Annotated in this window: 14 protein-coding genes; 8 read left to right on the plus strand and 6 right to left on the minus strand. The window is 61.7% G+C overall.

Features of this window, described 5'->3' with window-relative positions:
- The first annotated feature begins 195 nt into the window (after positions 1-195).
- Positions 196-2,040 (plus strand): methyl-accepting chemotaxis protein, encoded by a 1,845-nt coding sequence (locus tag AC1DNK_RS02890; RefSeq protein WP_477939198.1) that lies wholly within the window; start codon positions 196-198, stop codon positions 2,038-2,040.
- Here the strand turns inward: AC1DNK_RS02890 and AC1DNK_RS02895 are convergent.
- Complete coding sequence (locus tag AC1DNK_RS02895; RefSeq protein WP_477939200.1) at positions 2,013-2,246, minus strand: hypothetical protein; 234 nt, start codon at positions 2,244-2,246, stop codon at positions 2,013-2,015. The two genes, AC1DNK_RS02890 and AC1DNK_RS02895, sit on opposite strands and share 28 nt — an antisense overlap.
- A 90-nt stretch (positions 2,247-2,336) precedes the next feature.
- On the opposite strand from AC1DNK_RS02895, the gene AC1DNK_RS02900 reads away from it, so the two are divergent.
- Entirely contained in the window at positions 2,337-3,206 is an 870-nt protein-coding gene (locus AC1DNK_RS02900; RefSeq protein WP_112513931.1) for a LysR family transcriptional regulator, read from the plus strand.
- A 2-nt stretch (positions 3,207-3,208) separates the two neighbouring features.
- Here AC1DNK_RS02900 and AC1DNK_RS02905 read toward each other — a convergent pair whose 3' ends face one another.
- The 3 genes from AC1DNK_RS02905 to aceA form a co-directional block, all read right to left on the minus strand.
- Entirely contained in the window at positions 3,209-4,285 is a 1,077-nt protein-coding gene (locus AC1DNK_RS02905) for a helix-turn-helix transcriptional regulator (protein ID WP_477939202.1), read from the minus strand.
- A gap of 106 nt (positions 4,286-4,391) precedes the next feature.
- Positions 4,392-4,628: an SMc00767 family acetate metabolism repressor gene (locus AC1DNK_RS02910; RefSeq protein ID WP_112387649.1), complete on the minus strand. Its 237-nt coding sequence runs from the start codon at positions 4,626-4,628 to the stop codon at positions 4,392-4,394.
- 23 nt (positions 4,629-4,651) lie between these two features.
- Positions 4,652-5,941 carry an isocitrate lyase gene (gene aceA, locus AC1DNK_RS02915; RefSeq protein ID WP_112513929.1) on the minus strand — a complete coding sequence of 430 codons (1,290 nt, stop codon included), beginning with the start codon at positions 5,939-5,941 and terminating at the stop codon, positions 4,652-4,654.
- Positions 5,942-6,101: 160 nt separating this feature from the next.
- On the opposite strand from aceA, the gene AC1DNK_RS02920 reads away from it, so the two are divergent.
- The 5 genes from AC1DNK_RS02920 (at position 6,102) to AC1DNK_RS02940 (ending at position 11,720) form a co-directional block, all read left to right on the plus strand.
- Positions 6,102-7,511, plus strand: a complete 1,410-nt coding sequence (locus AC1DNK_RS02920) for a helix-turn-helix domain-containing protein (RefSeq protein WP_477939205.1) — start codon at positions 6,102-6,104, stop codon at positions 7,509-7,511.
- Positions 7,512-7,646: 135 nt separating this feature from the next.
- Positions 7,647-8,744 carry a polyamine ABC transporter substrate-binding protein gene (locus tag AC1DNK_RS02925; protein ID WP_477939207.1) on the plus strand — a complete coding sequence of 366 codons (1,098 nt, stop codon included), beginning with the start codon at positions 7,647-7,649 and terminating at the stop codon, positions 8,742-8,744.
- A gap of 97 nt (positions 8,745-8,841) precedes the next feature.
- On the plus strand, positions 8,842-9,984 hold the full coding sequence (locus AC1DNK_RS02930; protein ID WP_112513926.1) for an ABC transporter ATP-binding protein: 1,143 nt from the start codon (positions 8,842-8,844) through the stop codon (positions 9,982-9,984).
- A 2-nt stretch (positions 9,985-9,986) separates the two neighbouring features.
- On the plus strand, positions 9,987-10,898 hold the full coding sequence (locus AC1DNK_RS02935) for an ABC transporter permease subunit (RefSeq protein ID WP_112387654.1): 912 nt from the start codon (positions 9,987-9,989) through the stop codon (positions 10,896-10,898).
- A gap of 3 nt (positions 10,899-10,901) precedes the next feature.
- Complete coding sequence (locus AC1DNK_RS02940) at positions 10,902-11,720, plus strand: ABC transporter permease (RefSeq protein WP_112387655.1); 819 nt, start codon at positions 10,902-10,904, stop codon at positions 11,718-11,720.
- Here AC1DNK_RS02940 and AC1DNK_RS02945 read toward each other — a convergent pair whose 3' ends face one another.
- Positions 11,721-13,610: an AsmA family protein gene (locus tag AC1DNK_RS02945; protein WP_477939209.1), complete on the minus strand. Its 1,890-nt coding sequence runs from the start codon at positions 13,608-13,610 to the stop codon at positions 11,721-11,723.
- 163 nt (positions 13,611-13,773) lie between these two features.
- Between AC1DNK_RS02945 and AC1DNK_RS02950 the strand changes: the two genes are divergently transcribed.
- A complete protein-coding gene (locus AC1DNK_RS02950) occupies positions 13,774-15,726 on the plus strand; it encodes an acetoacetate--CoA ligase (RefSeq protein WP_477939211.1) in 1,953 nt (650 codons plus the stop codon).
- Positions 15,727-15,981: 255 nt separating this feature from the next.
- Here AC1DNK_RS02950 and AC1DNK_RS02955 read toward each other — a convergent pair whose 3' ends face one another.
- Entirely contained in the window at positions 15,982-19,596 is a 3,615-nt protein-coding gene (locus AC1DNK_RS02955; RefSeq protein ID WP_477939213.1) for a PAS domain-containing sensor histidine kinase, read from the minus strand.
- Between the last annotated feature and the right edge of the window lie 119 nt (positions 19,597-19,715).

Raw genomic sequence — 19,715 nt, forward strand, 5'->3', positions numbered from 1 at the left:
CGTCAATGACTTGGAAAATATCCGCCATGGTTGTGTTCCGCCCGCGGCAGGCCACATTTTCTACCGATGTGGGAAAAGACATAGGTAAATTATCATACTTATGAAATTTATTGCATTTTTTCAGATAATTAGCGGAAAATTTTCTTTAACGTTTAACGCATAGAGTATCTGCAATTCATCTTGCAGAGGGCCCTCATGCTGCGCTTTTTCTCGACATCCATCGTCCGCCAGGCGGTCGCGATCACACTCAGTCTGCTTGTGGTCAGCACCGGCGCGATCGTTGCCGTGACCTATTACGACCTCAGCCGCTATGTGATGGACAACGCCGTCTCCGATGCCAGGGACGCAAACCGCACCATGGCCATCCTCTATGGCGCAGGCGATCAGAGCGCCACCATCACGGTCACGGATTCGCAGCTCGCCACCGTCACCGAAGAAAAGATCCCCGCATTCACCGACCACTCGCTGGTCGATCGTACCGCTCAGTCGATCGCCGGCGTGGCGACGATCTTCGACAAGCAGGGCGGCGACTATGTGCGCGTCTCGACCAATGTGAAGAAGGAAGACGGCAGCCGCGCCGTCGGAACCAAGCTTGCCGCCGATCATCCGGCGCAGACGGTGCTTGCCAAGGGCGACGCCTATTACGGCCCGGCTGTCTTGTTCGGCAAGAACTACATGACCGGCTATTTCCCGGTGAAGAATGCCGCCGGCGCCAATACCGGCATCCTCTTCATCGGCATTCCGATGGAAGTCTATTTCGCCCGGCTGCAGCATCTGCAGGTCCTCGTCATCGGCGCAGGTGCTGCCGTCATGCTGGCCGTCAGCCTGCTTGCCTTCTTCGCCATCCGCCGCACGGTCAGCCCGCTCCAGGCGCTGACGAAGACGGTGCATGCGATCTCCTCGGGCAATCTCTCCGGCGCCATTCCCTGCGTCGACAAGCGCAACGAATTCGGTGAGATCGGCCGGGCGCTGGAAGCCTTCCGCGACAGCGCCAAGGCACGCCAGGATCTGGAAACCCAGGCTGCCGAACAGCGCGCGCTGACGGAGGCCGAGCGCACCCGCAACGACGCTGACAAGCGCACGCTCGACGGCCAGATCGACTTCGCTGTCAACCAGCTCGCCGCCGGTCTCGGCCGTCTGGCGCAGGGCGATGTTTCGGAAACCATCGAAACGCCGTTCGTCGGCCGCCTCGAGCAGCTGCGCGTCGATTTCAACAGCTCGCTGCTGCGTCTTCAGGACACGCTGTCGAGCATCCGCGACAATGCCAACGCCATCCAGCGCAACAGCGGCGCGATGCTGGCCTCTGCAGGTGAGCTCTCGAAGCGCACCGAGGCGCAGGCCGCCAATCTTGAAGAGACGGCTGCCGCTGTCGAGGAAATCACCGTTACCGTCCGCTCTTCCGCGGAGCGGGCCCGCGAGGCCAACAACACAGTGGCGCTGACCAAGAAGACCGCCGACAGCTCCGGCGCCGTCGTCGGCGATGCCGTGGCCGCCATGGGCCGTATCGAGGAAGCCTCGCAGAAGATCGAACAGATCATCGAAGTCATCGACGACATCGCCTTCCAGACCAATCTCTTGGCGCTGAATGCCGGTATCGAAGCGGCCCGTGCGGGTGAAGCGGGCAAGGGCTTCGCCGTTGTCGCGCAGGAAGTCCGCGAACTGGCGCAGCGCTCGGCCGATGCCGCCCGCGAGATCAAGGGCCTGATCGAGAAATCGACCCGCGAAGTGACGGCAGGTTCGGAGCTGGTACAGAAGACCGGCAATGTTCTCGCCTCGATCAGCCAGGAAATCATTGTCATCAGCAAGCATGTCGAGACGATCGCCACGGCCAGCCAGGACCAGTCGGCGGCTCTCCAGGAAGTCAACGGTTCGGTCAACGCCATGGATCAGATGACCCAGAAAAACGCCTCGATGGTCGAGGAGACGACGCAGGCAAGCCGCCAGCTCGCCGACGAAGCCGACGCTCTGATGGGCCTGCTCCAGCAGTTCCGCATCGGCAACGGTGCCGCAGCTCACCGTCCGGCAAGACGGGCCGCCTGATCGGCATGCATTGAATGAATGTTTCCGGGCCGCGCCTCATCAGCGCGGCCTTTGTTTTTCATGCCAATCTCCGTCAGCCAGGTAACGGCACGGACGATCCGCGAATTGCCATACTCCTCGTAGAATGCATCTTCGGATGAAGGGCGGGAGATATGTGCGGCCTGCGATAGGCCAAGCATGTTTGCGATGGTGATCTGGTCGATCATGGTGATGTCCTCCGTTTCAAGAGACATCACTTCAGATACACATCAAAAATCGCTTCTTAAACAGGTGAAATCGGCATACGATTTTCACCGATGAAAAACACGACCTGGGATTCCTATCAGCTTTTCTTGCAGGTGGCGCGCCTCGGCGGGCTGACGGGCGCGAGCGGTACCAGCGGTCTCAGCCCGGCAACGGTTGGCCGCCGCATGCTCGAACTCGAACAGGACACCGGCCGGACGCTGTTTGTCCGCAGCCAGACCGGGTATCGCCTGACCCCGGACGGACAGGCATTGCTCGACCATCTGCAGGAAATGGAAGCCGCTGCCCGCAAGATCGATGCCTGGCGGCAGTCGGGCGAGGGTGGGGCAACGGTCAGGGTGGCAGCCGGAACCTGGGTGGCCTGGCTGCTGACCGAGAATTTTTCAGCGATCCGCATGCCTGGCGATCCGTTCTCCGTCTCGCTGACAATCGGCGAAACGCGGGCCAATCTCTCCTACCGCGAAAGCGATATCGGCATCCGAGCCTTCGAGCCCGAAGAGGCGAATCTCGCCGCCCGCCTGCTCGGCGAGGTCGCCTATGCCGTCTATGTCAGGCGCAATGCCGCCGAGGCCGCCGAGCAATGGGTGGCCGTTGCCGAAGACGAGGCGATCTCCGGCTATCTGCGCTGGCCCTATCGCAACGCATCCGGCCCGATCGCCGCCACCGTCAACCGGCCGCGATCGCTGCCGGATCTGGTGCGGGCGGGTGCGGGCAGGGCGGTCCTGCCCTGTTTCGTCGGCGATCTCGATCCTGAGCTACAGCGTCTCGGCGCCGAAATCCCGGAGTTGCGGCATCGCCAGTGGATCGTCATGAACAATGAAGACCGCCACCGGCCGGAAATCCGCGCGGTTGCCGATCGCATGACGAAGCTGTTGAAGAGCTATTCCGACCTCTTCGCCGGAAAGCGCGCCAGCCGCAGCTAGCGTTAGGGGATCAGCCGCCGCACCAGCGCCACCTGGCTGTTGACGCCAAGCTTGGAGAAGATGTTCTTCAGGTGCGAGCGCGCCGTCTCGTAGCTGATGTCGTTGAGCTTCGCCGTATCGCGCAGCGACAGGCCGCTGGCGATGGAGGAGGCAATGCGCAGTTCGGCCGCGGTCAGGTGCTCGTTGCCGTTCAGCCTGTCGTTCAGATGGGCGCAGGTGCCTCCGGAGCGTTCGATGATCAGCGCTGATGTCGGCTCCTGCAGGAACTCGCTCATGAAATCCGATTGCAGCCGAACCAGCGTATACTTCACATTGCCGATACGCCCGCTGCAAACCGGCTGCAGCGGCTCGCTGGAATGGCCGGTCGCGCGCAGCTGCTCGTTGATACCGGCGTCGTTGACATTGAGCCGCCCGGTCGGCGTGACACTGATGCCGCAGCCTTCGGTGAGCAGCCTTTGTGCGGCAGCATTCATCGAGCGCACCTTGCGCTCCTCGCCGAGATAAATCAGCCCGACGCCGATCGCATCGAGTAGCGGCTTGCCGCCTGCCTCGTTGCTTCGCTCGCGGCGCAGGTAATCGAAGGCCCGCCGAAGATGCGGGGCAAGCTCGGTCAGCACCTGCGCATTGCTGCGGTTATAGCCGGTGTCGGTGCTTGAGGTGAGCGTCGAGAGATTGAAGGACCGGCCCTTCTCCCGCATGATCGTCACGCCGATGCTGCTGCGGCAATCGATGCTGCGCAGGTAATCGTGATAGAATTCGGTTTTCAGCAGCTCTTCATGCGGCAGCATCTGATCGGCGATCACGCCGAGCCCGACTGGGCGCACGGCCGCCTTCGCCATCCACGGGTTCACGGTGCTGAAATGCGTGTTGTAGGCTTCGGCTGCCGAGCCATCGAGACCCGACGAAAGCGACAGTCCGCCGGAGCCGAGAACGGCATCGTGAAAAAACAGCGTCGATTTTCCATCCGGCATGCGCGTGTTCAGCGTATCCAGAAAATCCTGCCAGCTGGTTTCCCCGAGCAGTGCCCCATAGACCAAGTCGGTCAGGGACTGCACGTCCGCGCGTATCATTGCAGGCATATGATGTCCCATAAGAGCTTGAAGACATTATGCTCGCCTTTGCCGGGACTGACAATTGCGTCAAATGACGCAGAAGGCGCCGGTTTTTCCGGCGCCTTCTCCTCCTTTAGGCGCGGTTGGCAACGACAACCGGGATCATCAGATCGCCCCAGTTGCCGTCGCCCCCGTGATGACGGGCGGACCGGACAAGCTCTACGGAAACTCCGGACTCGACCGCCTTCATGACCGACGCGTTGAGCCGGTGCAGATCGTTGGCCAGCATGCGGATCATGCTCTGCTGGTCCGGCGTCATCGTCGATGCCTGCTCTTCCGCGCGTTCGCGGACACGTGAGATGGAAGCCATTGTCTTCTCCTCCTGTTGCGCGGTCATTCCGCTGCGGGTTTGAACTGTGCGTGTTCGGTCGATTCTCGCATCGCTGTCGTCGAGGACAGGCCGCCGGTGATGGCGAGCGATACGGCATCGAAGTAACCGGTGCCGACCTCCCGCTGATGCTTCGTCGCCGTATAGCCATTGGCCTCGGCGGCGAATTCCGCCTGCTGCAGCTCGGAATAGGCCGCCATCTGCCGGTCCTTGTAGCCGCGCGCCAGCTCGTACATGCCGAAATTCAGCTGGTGGAAGCCGGCAAGGGTGATGAACTGGAACTTGTAGCCCATGGCGCCGAGCTCGCGCTGGAACCGGGCGATCGTCGCTTCGTCGAGGTTCTTGCGCCAGTTGAAGGACGGCGAGCAGTTATAGGCGAGCATCTTGCCCGGATGCACCTTGTGCACGCCCTCGGCAAAGCGCCGTGCCTGCTCGAGATCCGGCTTCGATGTCTCGCACCAGATGAGATCGCAATAGGGCGCGTAGGCCACGGCGCGGGCGATGCAGGGCTCTAGGCCGTTGCGCACCTGATAGAAGCCCTCGACCGTGCGTCCGGCATCGTAATCGACGAAAGGCTGGTCGCGCTCGTCGATATCCGAGGTCAGGAGCTTGGCCGCCTCGGCGTCGGTGCGGGCGATCACCAGCGTCGGAACGCCCATGACGTCGGCCGCCAGACGCGCGGCGTTGAGGTTGCGGATATGGGCCGCCGTCGGGATCAGAACCTTGCCGCCCAGATGGCCGCATTTCTTTTCTGATGCCAGCTGATCCTCGAAGTGAACGCCGGCCGCACCCGCCTCGATATAGGCCTTCATGATCTCGAAGGCGTTCAGCGGCCCGCCGAAGCCGGCCTCGGCATCGGCAACGATCGGCGCGAACCAGCTCTCGACCGACAATCCCTTGTTTTCCGAGGTCTCGATCTGGTCGGCGCGCTGAAGCGTGCGGTTGATGCGCTTGGCAAGCTCGGGGCCGGCATTGGCAGGATAAAGCGACTGGTCCGGATACATCGCGGACGCCGTGTTGGCATCAGCCGCCACCTGCCAGCCGGAAAGATAGATCGCCTTCAGCCCGGCGCGCACCATCTGCATCGCCTGATTGCCCGAGAGGGCGCCGAGTGCATTGACGAAATCATCCCGGCGCAAGAGCTCCCAGAGCCTGTTGGCGCCGATCTCCGCCAGCGAATGGCTGATCGCCACGGAACCGCGCAGACGCCGGACGTCCTCTGCAGAATAGGGGCGCTCGATACCGTCGAAACGGCCAGCCGGTGCGTTGCGGATCAGCTTGTCAAACTCAGTCACAGTATCCTCCTTTGGCGTCGTTTGCCTGTGTGACAGAATTTACAAATTACGCGAAAATGGCTAGAAAATACTTGATTATTAGGCATGGAAAGAGGTTACATTGCCTCGGGTTTTACAAGGTCGCTCTGTCAAATTGTAAAGATTTGTAAAAGGTTGGCATATGGAACGGAAGATCTTCGCGGGGCCGAAAGTCAGGCGTATCCGCAACGGCCTGGGCGTCACGCAAACGGCGATGGCCGAGGCGCTCGGCATCTCGCCCTCCTATCTGAACCTGATCGAGCGCAATCAGCGGCCGCTGACGGTCCAGCTGCTGTTGAAGCTCGCCTCGGTCTACAAGGTCGATCTCGACGATCTCCAAAGCGAACCCGGCAACAATCTCGCCGGATTGCGCGAGGTCTTTGCCGATGCGCTGCTATCGGGTGAGCTGCCGGGCGATCAGGAACTCGTCGAAATCGCCGAGGCGGCGCCGAACGCGGCAAGCGGCATGGTGAAGCTCTACCGTGCCTATCGCGAACAGGCGGCGCGGCTGTCGGACCTGAGCGCCCTCATGGCCGGCGACGCGCATGTCCCTGCCGCCGGCGCCAGGCTTCCGGCAGACGAAGTCCGCGATGTGCTGGAGCGGCGCCCGGCCTATTTCGCCATGATCGAGGATGCCGCCGAGCAATTCTTCATGTCGCTGCCATCGGGCGATCTCCAGCAGGTGCTAAAGGACTGGCTGCAGAAGGACCGCGGCATCACCGTGCGCATCATGCCGGTTCATGTCATGCCGGACCTGCGCCGCCGTTTCGACCGGCATTCGATGCGCCTTTTCATCTCCGAGCGGTTGTCACCATCCGATCAGCTGCAGGAAATTGCCATCGAAGTGGCAACGCTGGCCCTGCGTGCCGCGATCGGCAAGGAGCTCGATGGTCTCGGCCTTTCCACACCGGAGGCCCAGCGCATTGCCCGCTTCGAGCTGGCGCGCTCGGCGGCGCTGGCGATCATGATGCCCTATGAAGCCTTTCTCGCTGCTGCGAAATCGGTGCGCTACGATCTCGACCTGCTGCGCAGCCGCTACGGCTGTTCGTTCGGGCAGGCCGCCGCCCGGCTGATCATGCTACAGCGTCCCGGCAATGCCGCGGTTCCGTTTTTCCTGATGGAGGTCGATGCCGCGGGAAACCGTCTGCGCCGGGCAGGTGCTGCCGGTTTCCCGCATGCCCGCTTCGGCGGCGGCTGTCCGAAGCTCGGCATACACGCCGCTCTGCTGCAGCCGGGACAGATCATGGCCGAAACGGCTGAAACGCCCGATGGCTCCCGTTTTCTCACGGTGTCGAGAACGCTCGAAGGCCCTGCCGCGCCCTTCGGCGAACGGATCAGGCGCACCGCCGTGCTCGTCGGCTGCGACGCGCAGTTCCGGGATGCGACCGTCTACAGCCAGGCCACGTCATCTTCGCCACATGCAGTTGCAATCGGCCCAGCCTGCCGCCTTTGTGAGCGAAAAGGCTGTCTTGCCCGCGCCGAGCCGCCGGTCACTCGCCCGCTTGGGCTAGACGAGATGGTGACCGGCCTCAGCGCCTTCGATTTCCAGTGACCGGTGAAATCATTGCGAGCACCCGGATTTAGCGCTTGTCGCCTCCCAAATTCCTTTCTAGTCTAGCCAAAAATCCAGAGGGAATGGGTGTTCGGGGGCGTGATACCTAATAATTATAAAGGCACAGGAGAGATTATGAGGTCAGTCATCGCAAAGCTCGCGGCAACAGCCGCCGTGGCTATTTTTGCAGCAGCGCCATCCTACGCCCAGGAGCGTGTCGTCAATGTCTACAACTGGTCCGATTATATCGACAGCTCGATCCTAGAGGACTTCACCAAGGAAACCGGCATCAAGGTTGTCTACGACACCTTCGATTCCAACGAGACGCTGGAAACCAAGCTMCTGGCAGGTGGCACCGGCTATGACGTGGTCGTTCCGACGGTTTCCTTCATGCAGCGCCAGATCGCTGCAGGCGTCTATCAGAAGCTCGACAAGTCGAAGCTCCCGAACCTGTCGAATATGTGGGACGTCGTCATGAAGGGCGTTGCCACCTTCGATCCGGGCAACGAATACAGCGTCGACTACATGTGGGGCACCACCGGCATCGGCTATAACGTCGACAAGGTGAAGGCCGCCCTCGGAACGGACGAGAAGCCGAACTGGGACGCGCTCTTCGATCCGGCAAAGGCTGCCAAGCTCAAGGATTGCGGCATCTACATGCTGGATTCGCCGACCGACGTCATTCCGTCTGTGCTTGCCTATCTCGGCCTCGATCCGAATAGCAAGAAGCAGGCCGATCTCGACAAGGCGCAGGAAGTTCTGCTCGCGGTCCGTCCGTTCGTGCGCAAGTTCCACTCGTCCGAATATATCAGCGCGCTCGCCAACGGCGATATCTGCATCGCGCTCGGCTATTCCGGCGATATGTTTCAGGCGCGTGACCGCGCGGCGGAAGCCAAGGCTGGCGTCACCATCGACTATTCGGTTCCGAACCAGGGTGCGCAGATCTTCTTCGACGTCTTCGGTATCCCGAAGGACGCACCGCATGTCGAAGAGGCACATGCCTTCATCAACTACATGATGAAGCCTGAAGTCGCCGCCAAGGCATCGAACTTCGTCTATTACGCCAACGGCAACAAGGCGTCGCAGCAGTTCCTCGACAAGGCCGTCATCGACGACACGGCGATCTACCCGACGCCTGAAGTCATGGCCAAGCTGTTCACGGTGCCGCCGCTCGATCCGAAGACGCAGCGCATCGTCACGCGAATCTGGACAAAGGTCGTTACCGGCCAGTAATCGAGACTTCGGCCCGGACGGCAACGCCCGGGCCTTTTATTGACGTGCCGGCCGTCGGGGGAGCGCCGGTTTTCAAATCATAATTTCGGGGAAAACCATGAAGTCTCTTGGCAATATTCGCCGCTCCTTCGCGCCGTGGACCGATCCGGCAGCAAAACCCTTTATCTCCTTCAAGAACGTCACCAAGCGCTTCGGCGATTTCACCGCCGTCGATGATCTCAGTCTGAATATCTATCACCGCGAATTCTTCGCGCTGCTCGGCGCATCCGGCTGCGGCAAGTCCACGCTGCTGCGCATGCTGGCCGGCTTCGAACAGCCGACCGCGGGTGAGATCATTCTGGATGGCACCGACATGGCCGGCACGCCGCCCTACAAGCGCCCGGTCAACATGATGTTCCAGAGCTACGCGCTCTTCCCGCATATGACGGTCGAAAAGAACATCGCCTTCGGGCTTCGCCAGGACGGCATGTCGAAGGATGCGATCGGCGAGCGCGTGTCTCAGATGCTGAAAATGGTGAAGCTCGAGCAGTTCGCTTCCCGCAAGCCCAACCAGCTTTCCGGCGGCCAGCGCCAGCGCGTCGCTCTCGCCCGCTCGCTCGCCAAGCGCCCGAAGGTGCTGCTGCTGGATGAGCCGCTTGGCGCGCTCGACAAGAAGCTGCGCGAGGAAACCCAGTTCGAACTGATGGACCTGCAGCAGAATCTCGGCCTCACCTTCGTCGTCGTCACCCACGACCAGGAAGAGGCGATGACCATGGCAGACCGCATCGCCGTCATGAGCCATGGCAAGGTCGTCCAGGTCGCGACGCCTGCCGAAATCTACGAAGCGCCCAACTGCCGCTTCGTGGCCGACTTCATCGGCGATGTGAATATCTTCGACGGTAAGGTGGTCTCCGCCGATGGCACGAGCGTCGAGCTCGCTGTCGATGCCGGCCTCACCATCAAGGTCGCAACATCGGATATGCCCCCAAAGGGCAGCAGCGCCGGGTTCGCGATCCGTCCCGAGAAGCTCAGGGTCACCCGCCAGCCGCCTGCAAATCCCACGGTCAACGCATCCTCGGGCGAGCTTTGGGACATTGCCTATCTCGGCGACATGACCGTCTTCCACGTCAAGCTGAAGAACGGCCAGGTGGTCAAGGCGTCGTCGCTGAACGCGCAGCGCGCCGTCGACGATCCCTTCACCTACGATCAGGACGTCTGGGTCACCTTCGCCGAAGATGCCGGCGTGCTGTTGAAGGATTGATCATGGGCAAGCTCGGTTCAGCCGTCTACAATCGCCTGGTGATGATCATCCCCTATGCGTGGCTTCTGATCTTCTTCCTGGCGCCGTTCTTCATCGTCTTCCGCATATCGCTGTCTGCAACGGCGATTGCCATGCCGCCCTACGAGCCGTCCTTCTCGTTTGCCGACGGCTGGAGCGGCATCCTCGACAAGATGTCGACCTTCTCCTTCGACAATTACAGCTACCTGATCGACGATCCGCTCTATTTCAACGCCTATATCTCGAGCCTTGTCATCGCCGGGATCTCGACCTTCCTGACGCTGCTGATCGCCTATCCGATCGCCTATGGCATGGCGCAGGCGCCGCGCAGCATCCGCCCGACGCTGCTGATGCTGGTCATCCTGCCGTTCTGGACGAGCTTCCTGATCCGCGTCTACGCCTGGATCGCCATTCTCAAGCCGGAAGGGCTGCTGAACCAGGTGCTGATCGGCACGGGGATCATCGATACGCCGCTGATCATCCTGAACACCAACATCGCCGTCTATATCGGCATCGTCTATTCCTACCTGCCGTTCATGGTGCTGCCGCTCTATTCCTCTCTGGAAAAGATGGATGGCACCCTGATCGAGGCGGCGCAGGATCTCGGCTGCACGCCGATCCGCGCCTTCTGGCGTGTCACCTTCCCGTTGTCGCTGCCCGGCGTCGTTGCCGGCTGCATGCTGGTCTTCATTCCCGCAGTCGGCGAATTCGTCATCCCCGATCTGCTCGGCGGATCGCAGACGCTGATGATCGGCAAGACGCTGTGGAACGAGTTCAATTCGAACCGCGACTGGCCGGTCTCCTCGGCGGTGGCAACCATTCTTCTCTTGATCCTCGTGGTGCCGATCGTGTTCTTCCAGAATGCCCAGGCCAAAGCCGATGAGCAGGGGAGATAAGACATGCTACGCTGGACACGCTTCAACATTATCTCCGTCACGCTCGGCTTCGCTTTCCTCTATTTGCCGATCGTGCTCCTCGTCATCTTCTCTTTCAATGAGTCCAAACTCGTCACCGTCTGGGGCGGATTCTCGACCAAATGGTATGTGTCGCTGATGCACAACGACGCGCTGCTGGATGCCGCCTGGGTGACAGTCCGCGTCGGTGTCCTGTCGGCGACGGCGGCGACCATTCTTGGCACGCTGGCGGCCATCACGCTGGTGCGGCACACGCGCTTTCGCGGCCGTATGCTGTTTTCGGGCATGGTCTACGCGCCGCTGGTCATGCCTGAAGTCATCACCGGCCTGTCGCTGCTGCTGCTCTTCGTGGCAATCGGTCTCGACCGCGGCTTCTGGACGATCACGCTTGCACACACCACGCTGACCATGTGCTTCGTGGCTGTTGTCGTTCAATCCCGCCTGATGACCTTCGATCAGTCGATCGAGGAAGCGGCACAGGATCTCGGCGCCCCGCCGGTCCGCACCTTCTTCGAGGTCACGCTGCCGATCATCGCACCCGCCGTCTTTTCCGGCTGGATCCTGGCCTTCACCCTGTCGCTTGACGATCTCGTCATCGCCAGCTTCACCTCCGGTCCGGGGGCGACGACGCTGCCGATGAGAATCTATAGCCAGGTGCGATTGGGCGTGACGCCTGAAATCAACGCGGTCTGCACCCTGCTGATCGCGGTCGTCGCCGTCGGCGTCATCGCCGCTTCGGTGATCACCAAACGCCGCGAAGTCCAGCGGGAGCGCGATGAGCGCGCTGCCGCCAATGCGCCCTGATTACTGCGCGTTCGGTGCCGGCTGGGTAACCACCGGCACCGGTGAGATCACCGGATTGGGCCAGGAGCCGCCGATGAAGAAGGGTAGCAGCGGAAGCTCCGCTGCCCGCGTATCGTCGGTCGCCTGCAGCGAGCCGGAAAGCGCGAGCCCGCTGGATTGCAGAGGAATGAGACCCGACAGGCTGAGCGTTTCGACCGTGCCCTGAACCCGCACGTTCTCAAGATCGGCGGATCCGGCGGAGAGGTTTGCCGTCAGCTCGGCCCGCGTGAAGGGGAAGGAGTGGTCACCGGCAGCATTGAGCGGAAAGAACCTCTGCTGCGCCGCCTGATTGCGGATCGCCTCCACATCGAAGTTGGCGATCGACCCGGCCCCGGCCTGAAACACAACCTGTCCGTTGACATCCTCAAGCCCGGCCGTCCAGAGCGGCTTTGCGGTTTTCAGCGAAACGTCAAGCGAACCCGTGGTCAGCGGCAGCGGACCTTTCAGCTGCAGCCGCTCGACCAACGCTCCGAAATCCGCGCCGCGGATCGACATCTGCAGCTTGCCGCCACCGTCGAAGTCGCCACGCGTTGCTTCCAGATGCGCCGACATCTCGCCGCCTTCGAACTGGCTGTCGCCGATATCGAACTTCGCCTCGTTGCTGGATACGATGATGCTGGCGCCGACATTCGATAGGGCGAATGGTTGAAGCTGCATTTCCTTGGCCGAGAACCGCAGGTCGAGATCCAGCCGTTGTAGCGGCCCGCCATCGGGCGTCGCTCCCTCTTCGCCCGCTGCAAGCCGCAGCGCGAAAGCGTCGAAGAAGGGCTTGAGGTTCATCGTGTCGAAGGCAAGCGTGCCGCCAAGCTTTGCCCGGTTGTTACGGACGTTTGAGACATCCATTACGCCGCTTGCGGTAGAGCCGTTGAGCCCGAGCGTGACGTTGTTGAAACGAAGCCCATTCGCCGCCGAAATCACGTCGCTGCTGATCGAAAAGGACTTGAGGCTCTCGGTCCCGGGGATCGACTTGCCCGACCATGCCAATAGGGCAGGGACATCGGCAATATTGGCCGTGACATTCCCTGACAGGCCGTCGAGCCTTGATATGCTTCCGAGTCCGGAGAATGCCGCCGTCATCAGGCCTGATGTCAGCGACGCTTTGATCTCTGCGGTCTTGCCATCGAACACCAGCAGCGGCGTGCGCGACGAGAAGTCGATCTTCAGGTCCTGGCCGCTGGTACGCGCGATCAGCACGGCCGACATTCCGCTAGACAGTCTTGGCCAGTTGATATCGGCAGTCACGCCATCGAAATGGTAGGTCTTGGCCGTCGAGAGATCGGCGATGTTGAATGTGCCGTCCTCGACAGTGATCGCGCCGACCTCCGCGTCCAGCTTCGGATCGAGAAGCTCGGCATTGCCATCCTGGTGGGCGCCATCGATCGCTTTGGCAAGCTGGCCGGCATAGGTCCAGTCGATTAGGCCCTGCTGGTCGCGAGTAAGCGACAGGTTGGGCCGCAGCAGATGGAATTCGTGGAAGCTTGCCCGGCCGCGCAGAGCATCGATCAGGCTGAAATCAGCCGAAAGGCTCTCGATTGTGCCGAGCAGTTTGTTGCCCGCGTTTGGCGGCTGCCGGATGGTGATCTGGTTCAGCGTGATGCGCGGCGTCGGCCAGAATTCCAGCCCCGGGCTGCCCTTAATCTCGGCCTTGTAGCCGGTCCAGCGCGACAGCGCATCTTCGATGCCGGAGCGCACCATGCCGGTCGAGACGAGGAAAGGTGCGGCAACGCGCAGGGAGACAAAGATGACGGCGGAAACAAGCAAGAGCATCGTCGCCAGACGTGCGATACCCGGCAGCCAGCGCGAAACGGGGGCCATCTTTCTACGCCACTTCGGTTGTCTTGACGTACTCATCAGCTCCGCCAGTCTTTTCAGTCGCTTACCGGTTATGCGCTGAGTTTGCCGGATATATGAAATACGCGCCATATGCAATTCGGCTGGCCGTGCAGTTGGCGCAATGCACGCTTTATAATGCAGTGCAGCATGTTATATAGCGAATAAACGGGAGGAAAATGCGATGAACGACATTGGGCCGCTCTGGACGCCGTCACGGGAATTCATTGAAGCAAGCCCGATGTATGCCTTCATGCAGCATTGCAACACCGGCTTCGGATTGGCGCTTGACGACTACGCCGGCCTGCATGCCTGGTCGATTGCCGAGCGCGAGAAATTCTGGGCAGCTCTCTGGGATTTCTGCGGCGTTCGCGGCGACCGGGGCGATCGTGTGCTTGCCGATGGCGATCTCATGCTGAAGGCTCGGTTCTTTCCCGATGCCAGGCTGAACTTCGCGGAAAACCTGCTGTCAACCGAGGGCGAAGGCGATGCGCTGATCTTTCGCGGCGAGGATAAGGTCGAGGATCGCTGGTCGTGGAACCGTCTCCATGAGACGGTCTCGAAGCTGCAGCAGGCTTATCGTGCACTCGGCATCGGCGAAGGCGATCGCATTGCCGCGATGATGCCCAACATGCCGGAGACCATCGCCTGCATGCTTGCGGCCGCCTCGATCGGTGCCATCTGGTCCTCCTGTTCTCCGGATTTCGGCGAGCAGGGTGTGCTCGATCGCTTCGGCCAGATTGGCCCGAAGCTGTTCATTGCCTGCGACGCTTATTGGTATTCAGGCAAGCTGCAGGATGTCTCCGCCAAGATCTCTGCCGTCGCCGCCAAGCTGCAGGCGCCGTCGATGATCGTTCACTATGCCGGTGATGCTGAGGCCGTGGCGAGAGCGACACCCGGCGCCAAGACCTTCGCCGAAATCCTTTCGCCCTATCAGGCAAAGGCGGTCGAATTCACACCGCTGCCATTCTCCCATCCGCTCTATATCCTCTTCTCGTCGGGCACCACGGGGGTGCCGAAATGCATCGTCCATTCGGCGGGCGGCACGCTGTTGCAGCACCTGAAGGAGCACCGCCTGCATTGCGGCATCAAGCCCGGCGACCGGCTGTTTTATTTCACCACCTGCGGCTGGATGATGTGGAACTGGCTGGCAAGCGGCTTGGCCGCTGGTGCCACACTCTGCCTCTTCGACGGGTCGCCTTTCGCGCCTGACGGCAACGTGCTCTTCGATTACGCTGAGGCGGAGAAATTCGCGGTCTTCGGCACCTCGGCGAAATATATCGACGCGTTTCGCAAGAGCGGCCTGACGCCGCGCACCAGCCACGACCTTTCGAGCCTCCGGCTGATGACCTCGACTGGCTCACCGTTGTCACCCGAAGGCTTCACCTTCGTTTACGAGGGTATCAAGGAAGACATCCAGCTCGCTTCGATCTCGGGCGGCACGGATATCGTCTCCTGCTTCGTCCTCGGCAATCCGCTGCAGCCGGTCTGGCGCGGCGAGATTCAGGGCGCAGGCCTCGGCCTCGCCGTCGATGTCTGGGACGACGAAGGCAAGCCGGTGCGCCAGGAAAAGGGCGAACTCATTTGCTCCAAGGCCTTTCCGTCCATGCCTGCTGGCTTCTGGAACGACCCTGACGGTGCCAAGTATCGCGCCGCCTATTTCGAACGCTTCGACAATGTCTGGTGTCACGGCGACTTCGCCGAATGGACGCAGCATGGCGGTCTGGTCATCCACGGCCGGTCCGACGCAACACTTAATCCGGGTGGCGTGCGCATCGGCACCGCCGAGATCTACAATCAGGTCGAGCAGATGGAAGAGGTGGCCGAAGCGCTGTGCATCGGCCAGGATTGGGATGACGACGTCCGCGTCGTGCTGTTTGTCCGTCTCGCGCCGGGGGTGTCGCTGAGCGAAGATCTGGTGAAGACGATCAAGACCCGCATCCGCACGGGTGCATCGCCGCGCCACGTGCCAGCCAAAATCATCGCCGTCACAGATATTCCCCGCACAAAGTCTGGCAAGATCGTCGAACTCGCCGTGCGTGAGGTCGTCCACGGCCGGCCGGTCAAAAACAAGGAGGCGCTTGCAAACCCGGAAGCGCTGGAGCTTTTCGCCGGATTGGCTGAACTAAACGGCTAATTTCAATAAAAGGCGCCCGAAACTACAAGCTTTCACCTTTGATAGCTTCCCCGCCGCGGCAACCCTTCGTTAAGAAAGGTTGGTCAAAGGTGAAGCAACTTGGAGCTGTGGATGATAGGCAGCTAGGAGCCCTTGGCTCCCGTGACATGACGTTGAGCGACTAAGCCCTTGTTGAACAGCACCAAACTCCAGGCAGCCTAGACCTCGGGCTGCCTTTTTTCGTTTTCGAGCAGTTCAATCCGACCGGGATACGCCTCAGCCCGCCAGCACCCGCTGGGACGGGAAGGTGATCTCCACCAGCGTGCCTTCGTTCGGCGCCGAATTGATCGCAAAGATCGCCCGGTTGGCATCAACCATCGCCTTCGTCAGCGGCAGGCCGAGGCCGGTACCGTCGCCGCGGTGGCGCGACTGCGCCGAAACCTGACGGAACGGCTTCATCGCCTGATCGAGCTCGCTGCGTGTCATGCCGATGCCGGTATCGCGGACGCGCAGGACGACGCTTCCATTGCTTTCGTACGAGGTCGAAACGACGATCTGCCCGCCTGAAGGCGTGAAGCGGATGGCGTTGGAAAGGATGTTCAGGGCGATCTGCTTTACCGAGCGCAGATCGGCAACGACATTGGGCACCGAATGCGACAGCGCCGTGCGGATGATCACCCGTTGGCCGTTGGCCTGCGGCTGCACCAACGCCACGGCCTCCGAAATCGCATCGTTGAGTCCGACGGCGGCGAAGTCGAGATCCATCTCGCCGGCTTCGATCTTCGAAATGTCGAGCAGGTCGTTGACGATATCGAGGACGTGGCGGCCGGAGCGGCCGATATCGTTGGCATATTCGATGTAGCGCGGGTGGCCGATCGGTCCGAAGCGCTCGCCGGCCATCATGTCGGAGAAGCCGATGATGGCGTTGAGCGGCGTGCGGATCTCGTGGCTGATGCGCGCCAGAAAGTCGGTCTTGTGGGCATTGGCCGTTTCGGCGGCGCCCTTGGCGTTTCGCAGCTCGTCTTCGGTGCGCTTCCATTGGGTAATGTCGCGGATGACGGCGCAGTACCCGCTGGAGGACGTCAGCCGTCCCATCGTCATGAACAGCGGCACGAAACCGCCGGCGGCTTCGCGGGCGATCACTTCGCGTCCATCGTTCAGCACGCTGGCAACGCCATGGCCCGAAAGGCCATTGAGATAGTCGAGAACGGCCTTCTGGCTTTCATGTGCAAACAGCATGACGAAGGGTTTGCCGCGCGTTTCCTCTTCGTCGTAGTTGAACAGCGCGCTTGCCGAACGGTTCATCGAGCGGATATCGCCTTCGGCACCGATGACGACCACGCCGTCGGTCGCCGTTTCCAGGATCGAGCGGAGTTCTTCGACTTCGACCTGCAGCTTGGCAACCTTTTCGACCATCCGTTCGGAGCGGTTGTCGTGGCGCGTATCTTCGGCCTTTCCGGTTGGAGCTTCCTTGTTCTCGACCGGCATCAGCGCCAGCATCAGCGCACTGGCGTCTTCCCAGCGAACCGACTGCAGCCGGGCGGTAACAGGCACCACGCGGTCATCGGCGGTGACAAGCATCATCGCGCCAGGGCGGCCGGCATTCTCGTCCAGCTCGTGCCGCTGCAGCAATGCATCCAGGCCACCAACCTCGTTTAGCTCGCTGAGAGACGTGTAGCCGGTCAGGCGCATGAATTCGGGATTTGCATGGATCAGCGCATCGCCGGCATGGATCAGCACGGCGACCGGCAGTTGATCGACTGTCGCCGAGGAAAGCCCATCGACCATCTTCACACGCGGCGGGATGACGGTGCTCAGCATTTCCATCGGGCTGAAGGATGTTTCCGGCAGTCCTTCGGTGGCGTCGTCATCGCTGTCGCCGTCCGCTGCCGCCGCCGTAGGCTGTTCGCCGTCGCTGGCAGCTTCGGCGATCTCTTCGTCCGGCGGTACGGAATCATTTGCCGCAACCGGGATTTCTTCGACCGGTGTCACGGCTTCGACCGCGTCAGCACCTGCGGGCTCGTCTTCGGCGGAGCCGTCTTCACGCACGCCGAAGGCCTCGAGCCGCTTGGCGATTTCGCGGAAGTTGGCCTGTTCGGACGCGCTCAGTCCCGGTCCGGCATTGTGCAGTTGCACGATCTTGTCGGTCAGGCGGCGGCTCGGTGTTTCGGCAAGGCGGAGCGCCGGAGGCTCTTCGCGCGGCGCCGGCAATTCAGTTGGGGCGGGCGCTTCTTCGACAACGGCCGCCGCCACCGGTGCGTCCTCGGCGGGCGAGGGCGCCTCGGCATGAACGTCTTCCAATGGCTGGTCGAGACTTGCTGCATCGCGTCCGATACCCTCCGGCCCGAGCGTCAGCCCAAGGGCCAGCGGATCTTCAGCTGCATCTGAAAGGCGCACGACACCGAACCCGCGGAAACCGTCGAACTCGCGGTGGCGCGTGTAGGTCGGCAGCGCGGCGAGATCGACCGGCACGACGAGGCTTGTGCCTTCGATCGGCCAATTTATCGTCTTGCCGGACCAAGTATCGCGGCGCTCCAGCGCCTCGGCGATCTTGCCTTCCGGATCGAGATTGAAGAGGGCGGAGATATCGCTGAAGGCGACGCCGATGATATTGGCGGCGTTCGGGCCGACGGCCTCAGCAAACTCGTTCGATACCTCGCTGAAGCACCCCTGCGCATCGATCTTCCAGACGAAACGCGTCGCCCTGCTGTTCGGCTGAAACTTGAAGCCGGCAGCAGCAGCTTGTTCCTTTGTGGCGGCGTCCGTTGCCGCGAGGGCATCGGCGGCCGGTTCGTCTGCAATCCCTGCAGCGGCGGCTTCGACCGGCGGCGTTTCAGCGGGTTCCTCAGCCGGCGCGTCATCTGCGACTGCCTCGTCATGAAGCACGACGTTCGGCTGCGGCTCTATCGTAACAGGCTCGGCCTCGACGGACGGCTCCGGCAGCTCATCGGGCGTCTCGTCAGTCACATGCTCGGCGGCGGCCTGCTGTTCTGGCTCGTCCGCTGCTGTTTCGCTCAGCGGTTCGCTATCGATGAATTCCTCAGCGCGCGGATCTTCGACGCGCGCCTCTTCTGGCTCGTCAACGCTTTCCAGCGTCTCCTCGACCTCTTCGATCCCGGCGACAGCGCTCAGCGCCTCGTCGAATTTCGCGGGAGAGATATGGTTAATGGTGGCTGTGGATAAGCCTTCTTCCGGAGCCGCGGTGTCGATCGGATCGAGATGCCCGAGCACGGTCTCTACGGCAAAAAGCAGATTGAGAACCGGTTCGTCGCTCAGCTTTCCGACGGCGGCCGGGAGATATCCCTTGCCGGTGGCGACCGGCCGCTTGACGAGGCGATCGGGATGGCTGGATGCGAGTGCCGTCAGGGTCTTTGCCGTCTGCTGGGTGATCCCGAGCGAGGCGTATCCGGGGGAGGAAGCGATGACCTCGCCGTCCGCACCGATGACGGCCATATGCGTGTCCGGATCGTCGAGACCTTGTAGCATCTGCGCAGCCGAGGCGGTCGGGCTCAGCGCCTTGCCGGCGACGGGGACCGAAAACAGGATAGCGCGCTCGCCGCTCGAAAGCCCGATCAGCTCGGCATTTGCCTGAACCGGAACACGCTGGAAGCCTTTGACGATGCGGATCATCAGGCTGCGGCTGTCGCCGGTCGCGCTCAGTTGCCGCGCCGTCGTCTCCAGCTGCCGGAACGTGATGTCGCCGCTGCCGACGCCCTGGTCGAGCAGGTCATAGACTGCCGAATGGCCAAAAAGCTCGGCACCCGCGCCATTTGCCCAGAGCAGGCGGCTCAGGTCGGCGGAAAAAAGCACCAGGGCTTCGCCACGCGAAAAACGCTCCCGCACCCGCTGATGCACGGCAATGTCGATGAACGGGTACTGGACAGCGGGCATGGGGAACCTTGTTGCCTTAGGTCTCTTTTAATTAACGGTCTATTAATAACGATGCGCCGGAAAAGGGTCCAGCTTCAGGCCGCTATTTCGGGCGGAAAGGTTAACGCCTTGTGCGTCGC

This window comes from Rhizobium sp. 01N424 (assembly GCF_056399485.1).

What these genes read in the sequence shown, in the direction of transcription:
- AC1DNK_RS02890 (WP_477939198.1), top strand. Translation starts at nt 196, where the DNA reads ATGCTGCGCTTTTTCTCGACATCCATCGTCCGCCAGGCGGTCGCGATC.
- AC1DNK_RS02910 (WP_112387649.1), bottom strand. Translation starts at nt 4,628, where the DNA reads ATGGCTTCCATCTCACGTGTCCGCGAACGCGCGGAAGAGCAGGCATCG.
- AC1DNK_RS02935 (WP_112387654.1), top strand. Translation starts at nt 9,987, where the DNA reads ATGGGCAAGCTCGGTTCAGCCGTCTACAATCGCCTGGTGATGATCATC.
- AC1DNK_RS02920 (WP_477939205.1), top strand. Translation starts at nt 6,102, where the DNA reads ATGGAACGGAAGATCTTCGCGGGGCCGAAAGTCAGGCGTATCCGCAAC.
- AC1DNK_RS02950 (WP_477939211.1), top strand. Translation starts at nt 13,774, where the DNA reads ATGAACGACATTGGGCCGCTCTGGACGCCGTCACGGGAATTCATTGAA.
- AC1DNK_RS02930 (WP_112513926.1), top strand. Translation starts at nt 8,842, where the DNA reads ATGAAGTCTCTTGGCAATATTCGCCGCTCCTTCGCGCCGTGGACCGAT.
- AC1DNK_RS02895 (WP_477939200.1), bottom strand. Translation starts at nt 2,246, where the DNA reads ATGATCGACCAGATCACCATCGCAAACATGCTTGGCCTATCGCAGGCC.
- AC1DNK_RS02945 (WP_477939209.1), bottom strand. Translation starts at nt 13,610, where the DNA reads ATGAGTACGTCAAGACAACCGAAGTGGCGTAGAAAGATGGCCCCCGTT.
- AC1DNK_RS02900 (WP_112513931.1), top strand. Translation starts at nt 2,337, where the DNA reads ATGAAAAACACGACCTGGGATTCCTATCAGCTTTTCTTGCAGGTGGCG.
- AC1DNK_RS02940 (WP_112387655.1), top strand. Translation starts at nt 10,902, where the DNA reads ATGCTACGCTGGACACGCTTCAACATTATCTCCGTCACGCTCGGCTTC.
- AC1DNK_RS02905 (WP_477939202.1), bottom strand. Translation starts at nt 4,285, where the DNA reads ATGCCTGCAATGATACGCGCGGACGTGCAGTCCCTGACCGACTTGGTC.
- AC1DNK_RS02955 (WP_477939213.1), bottom strand. Translation starts at nt 19,596, where the DNA reads ATGCCCGCTGTCCAGTACCCGTTCATCGACATTGCCGTGCATCAGCGG.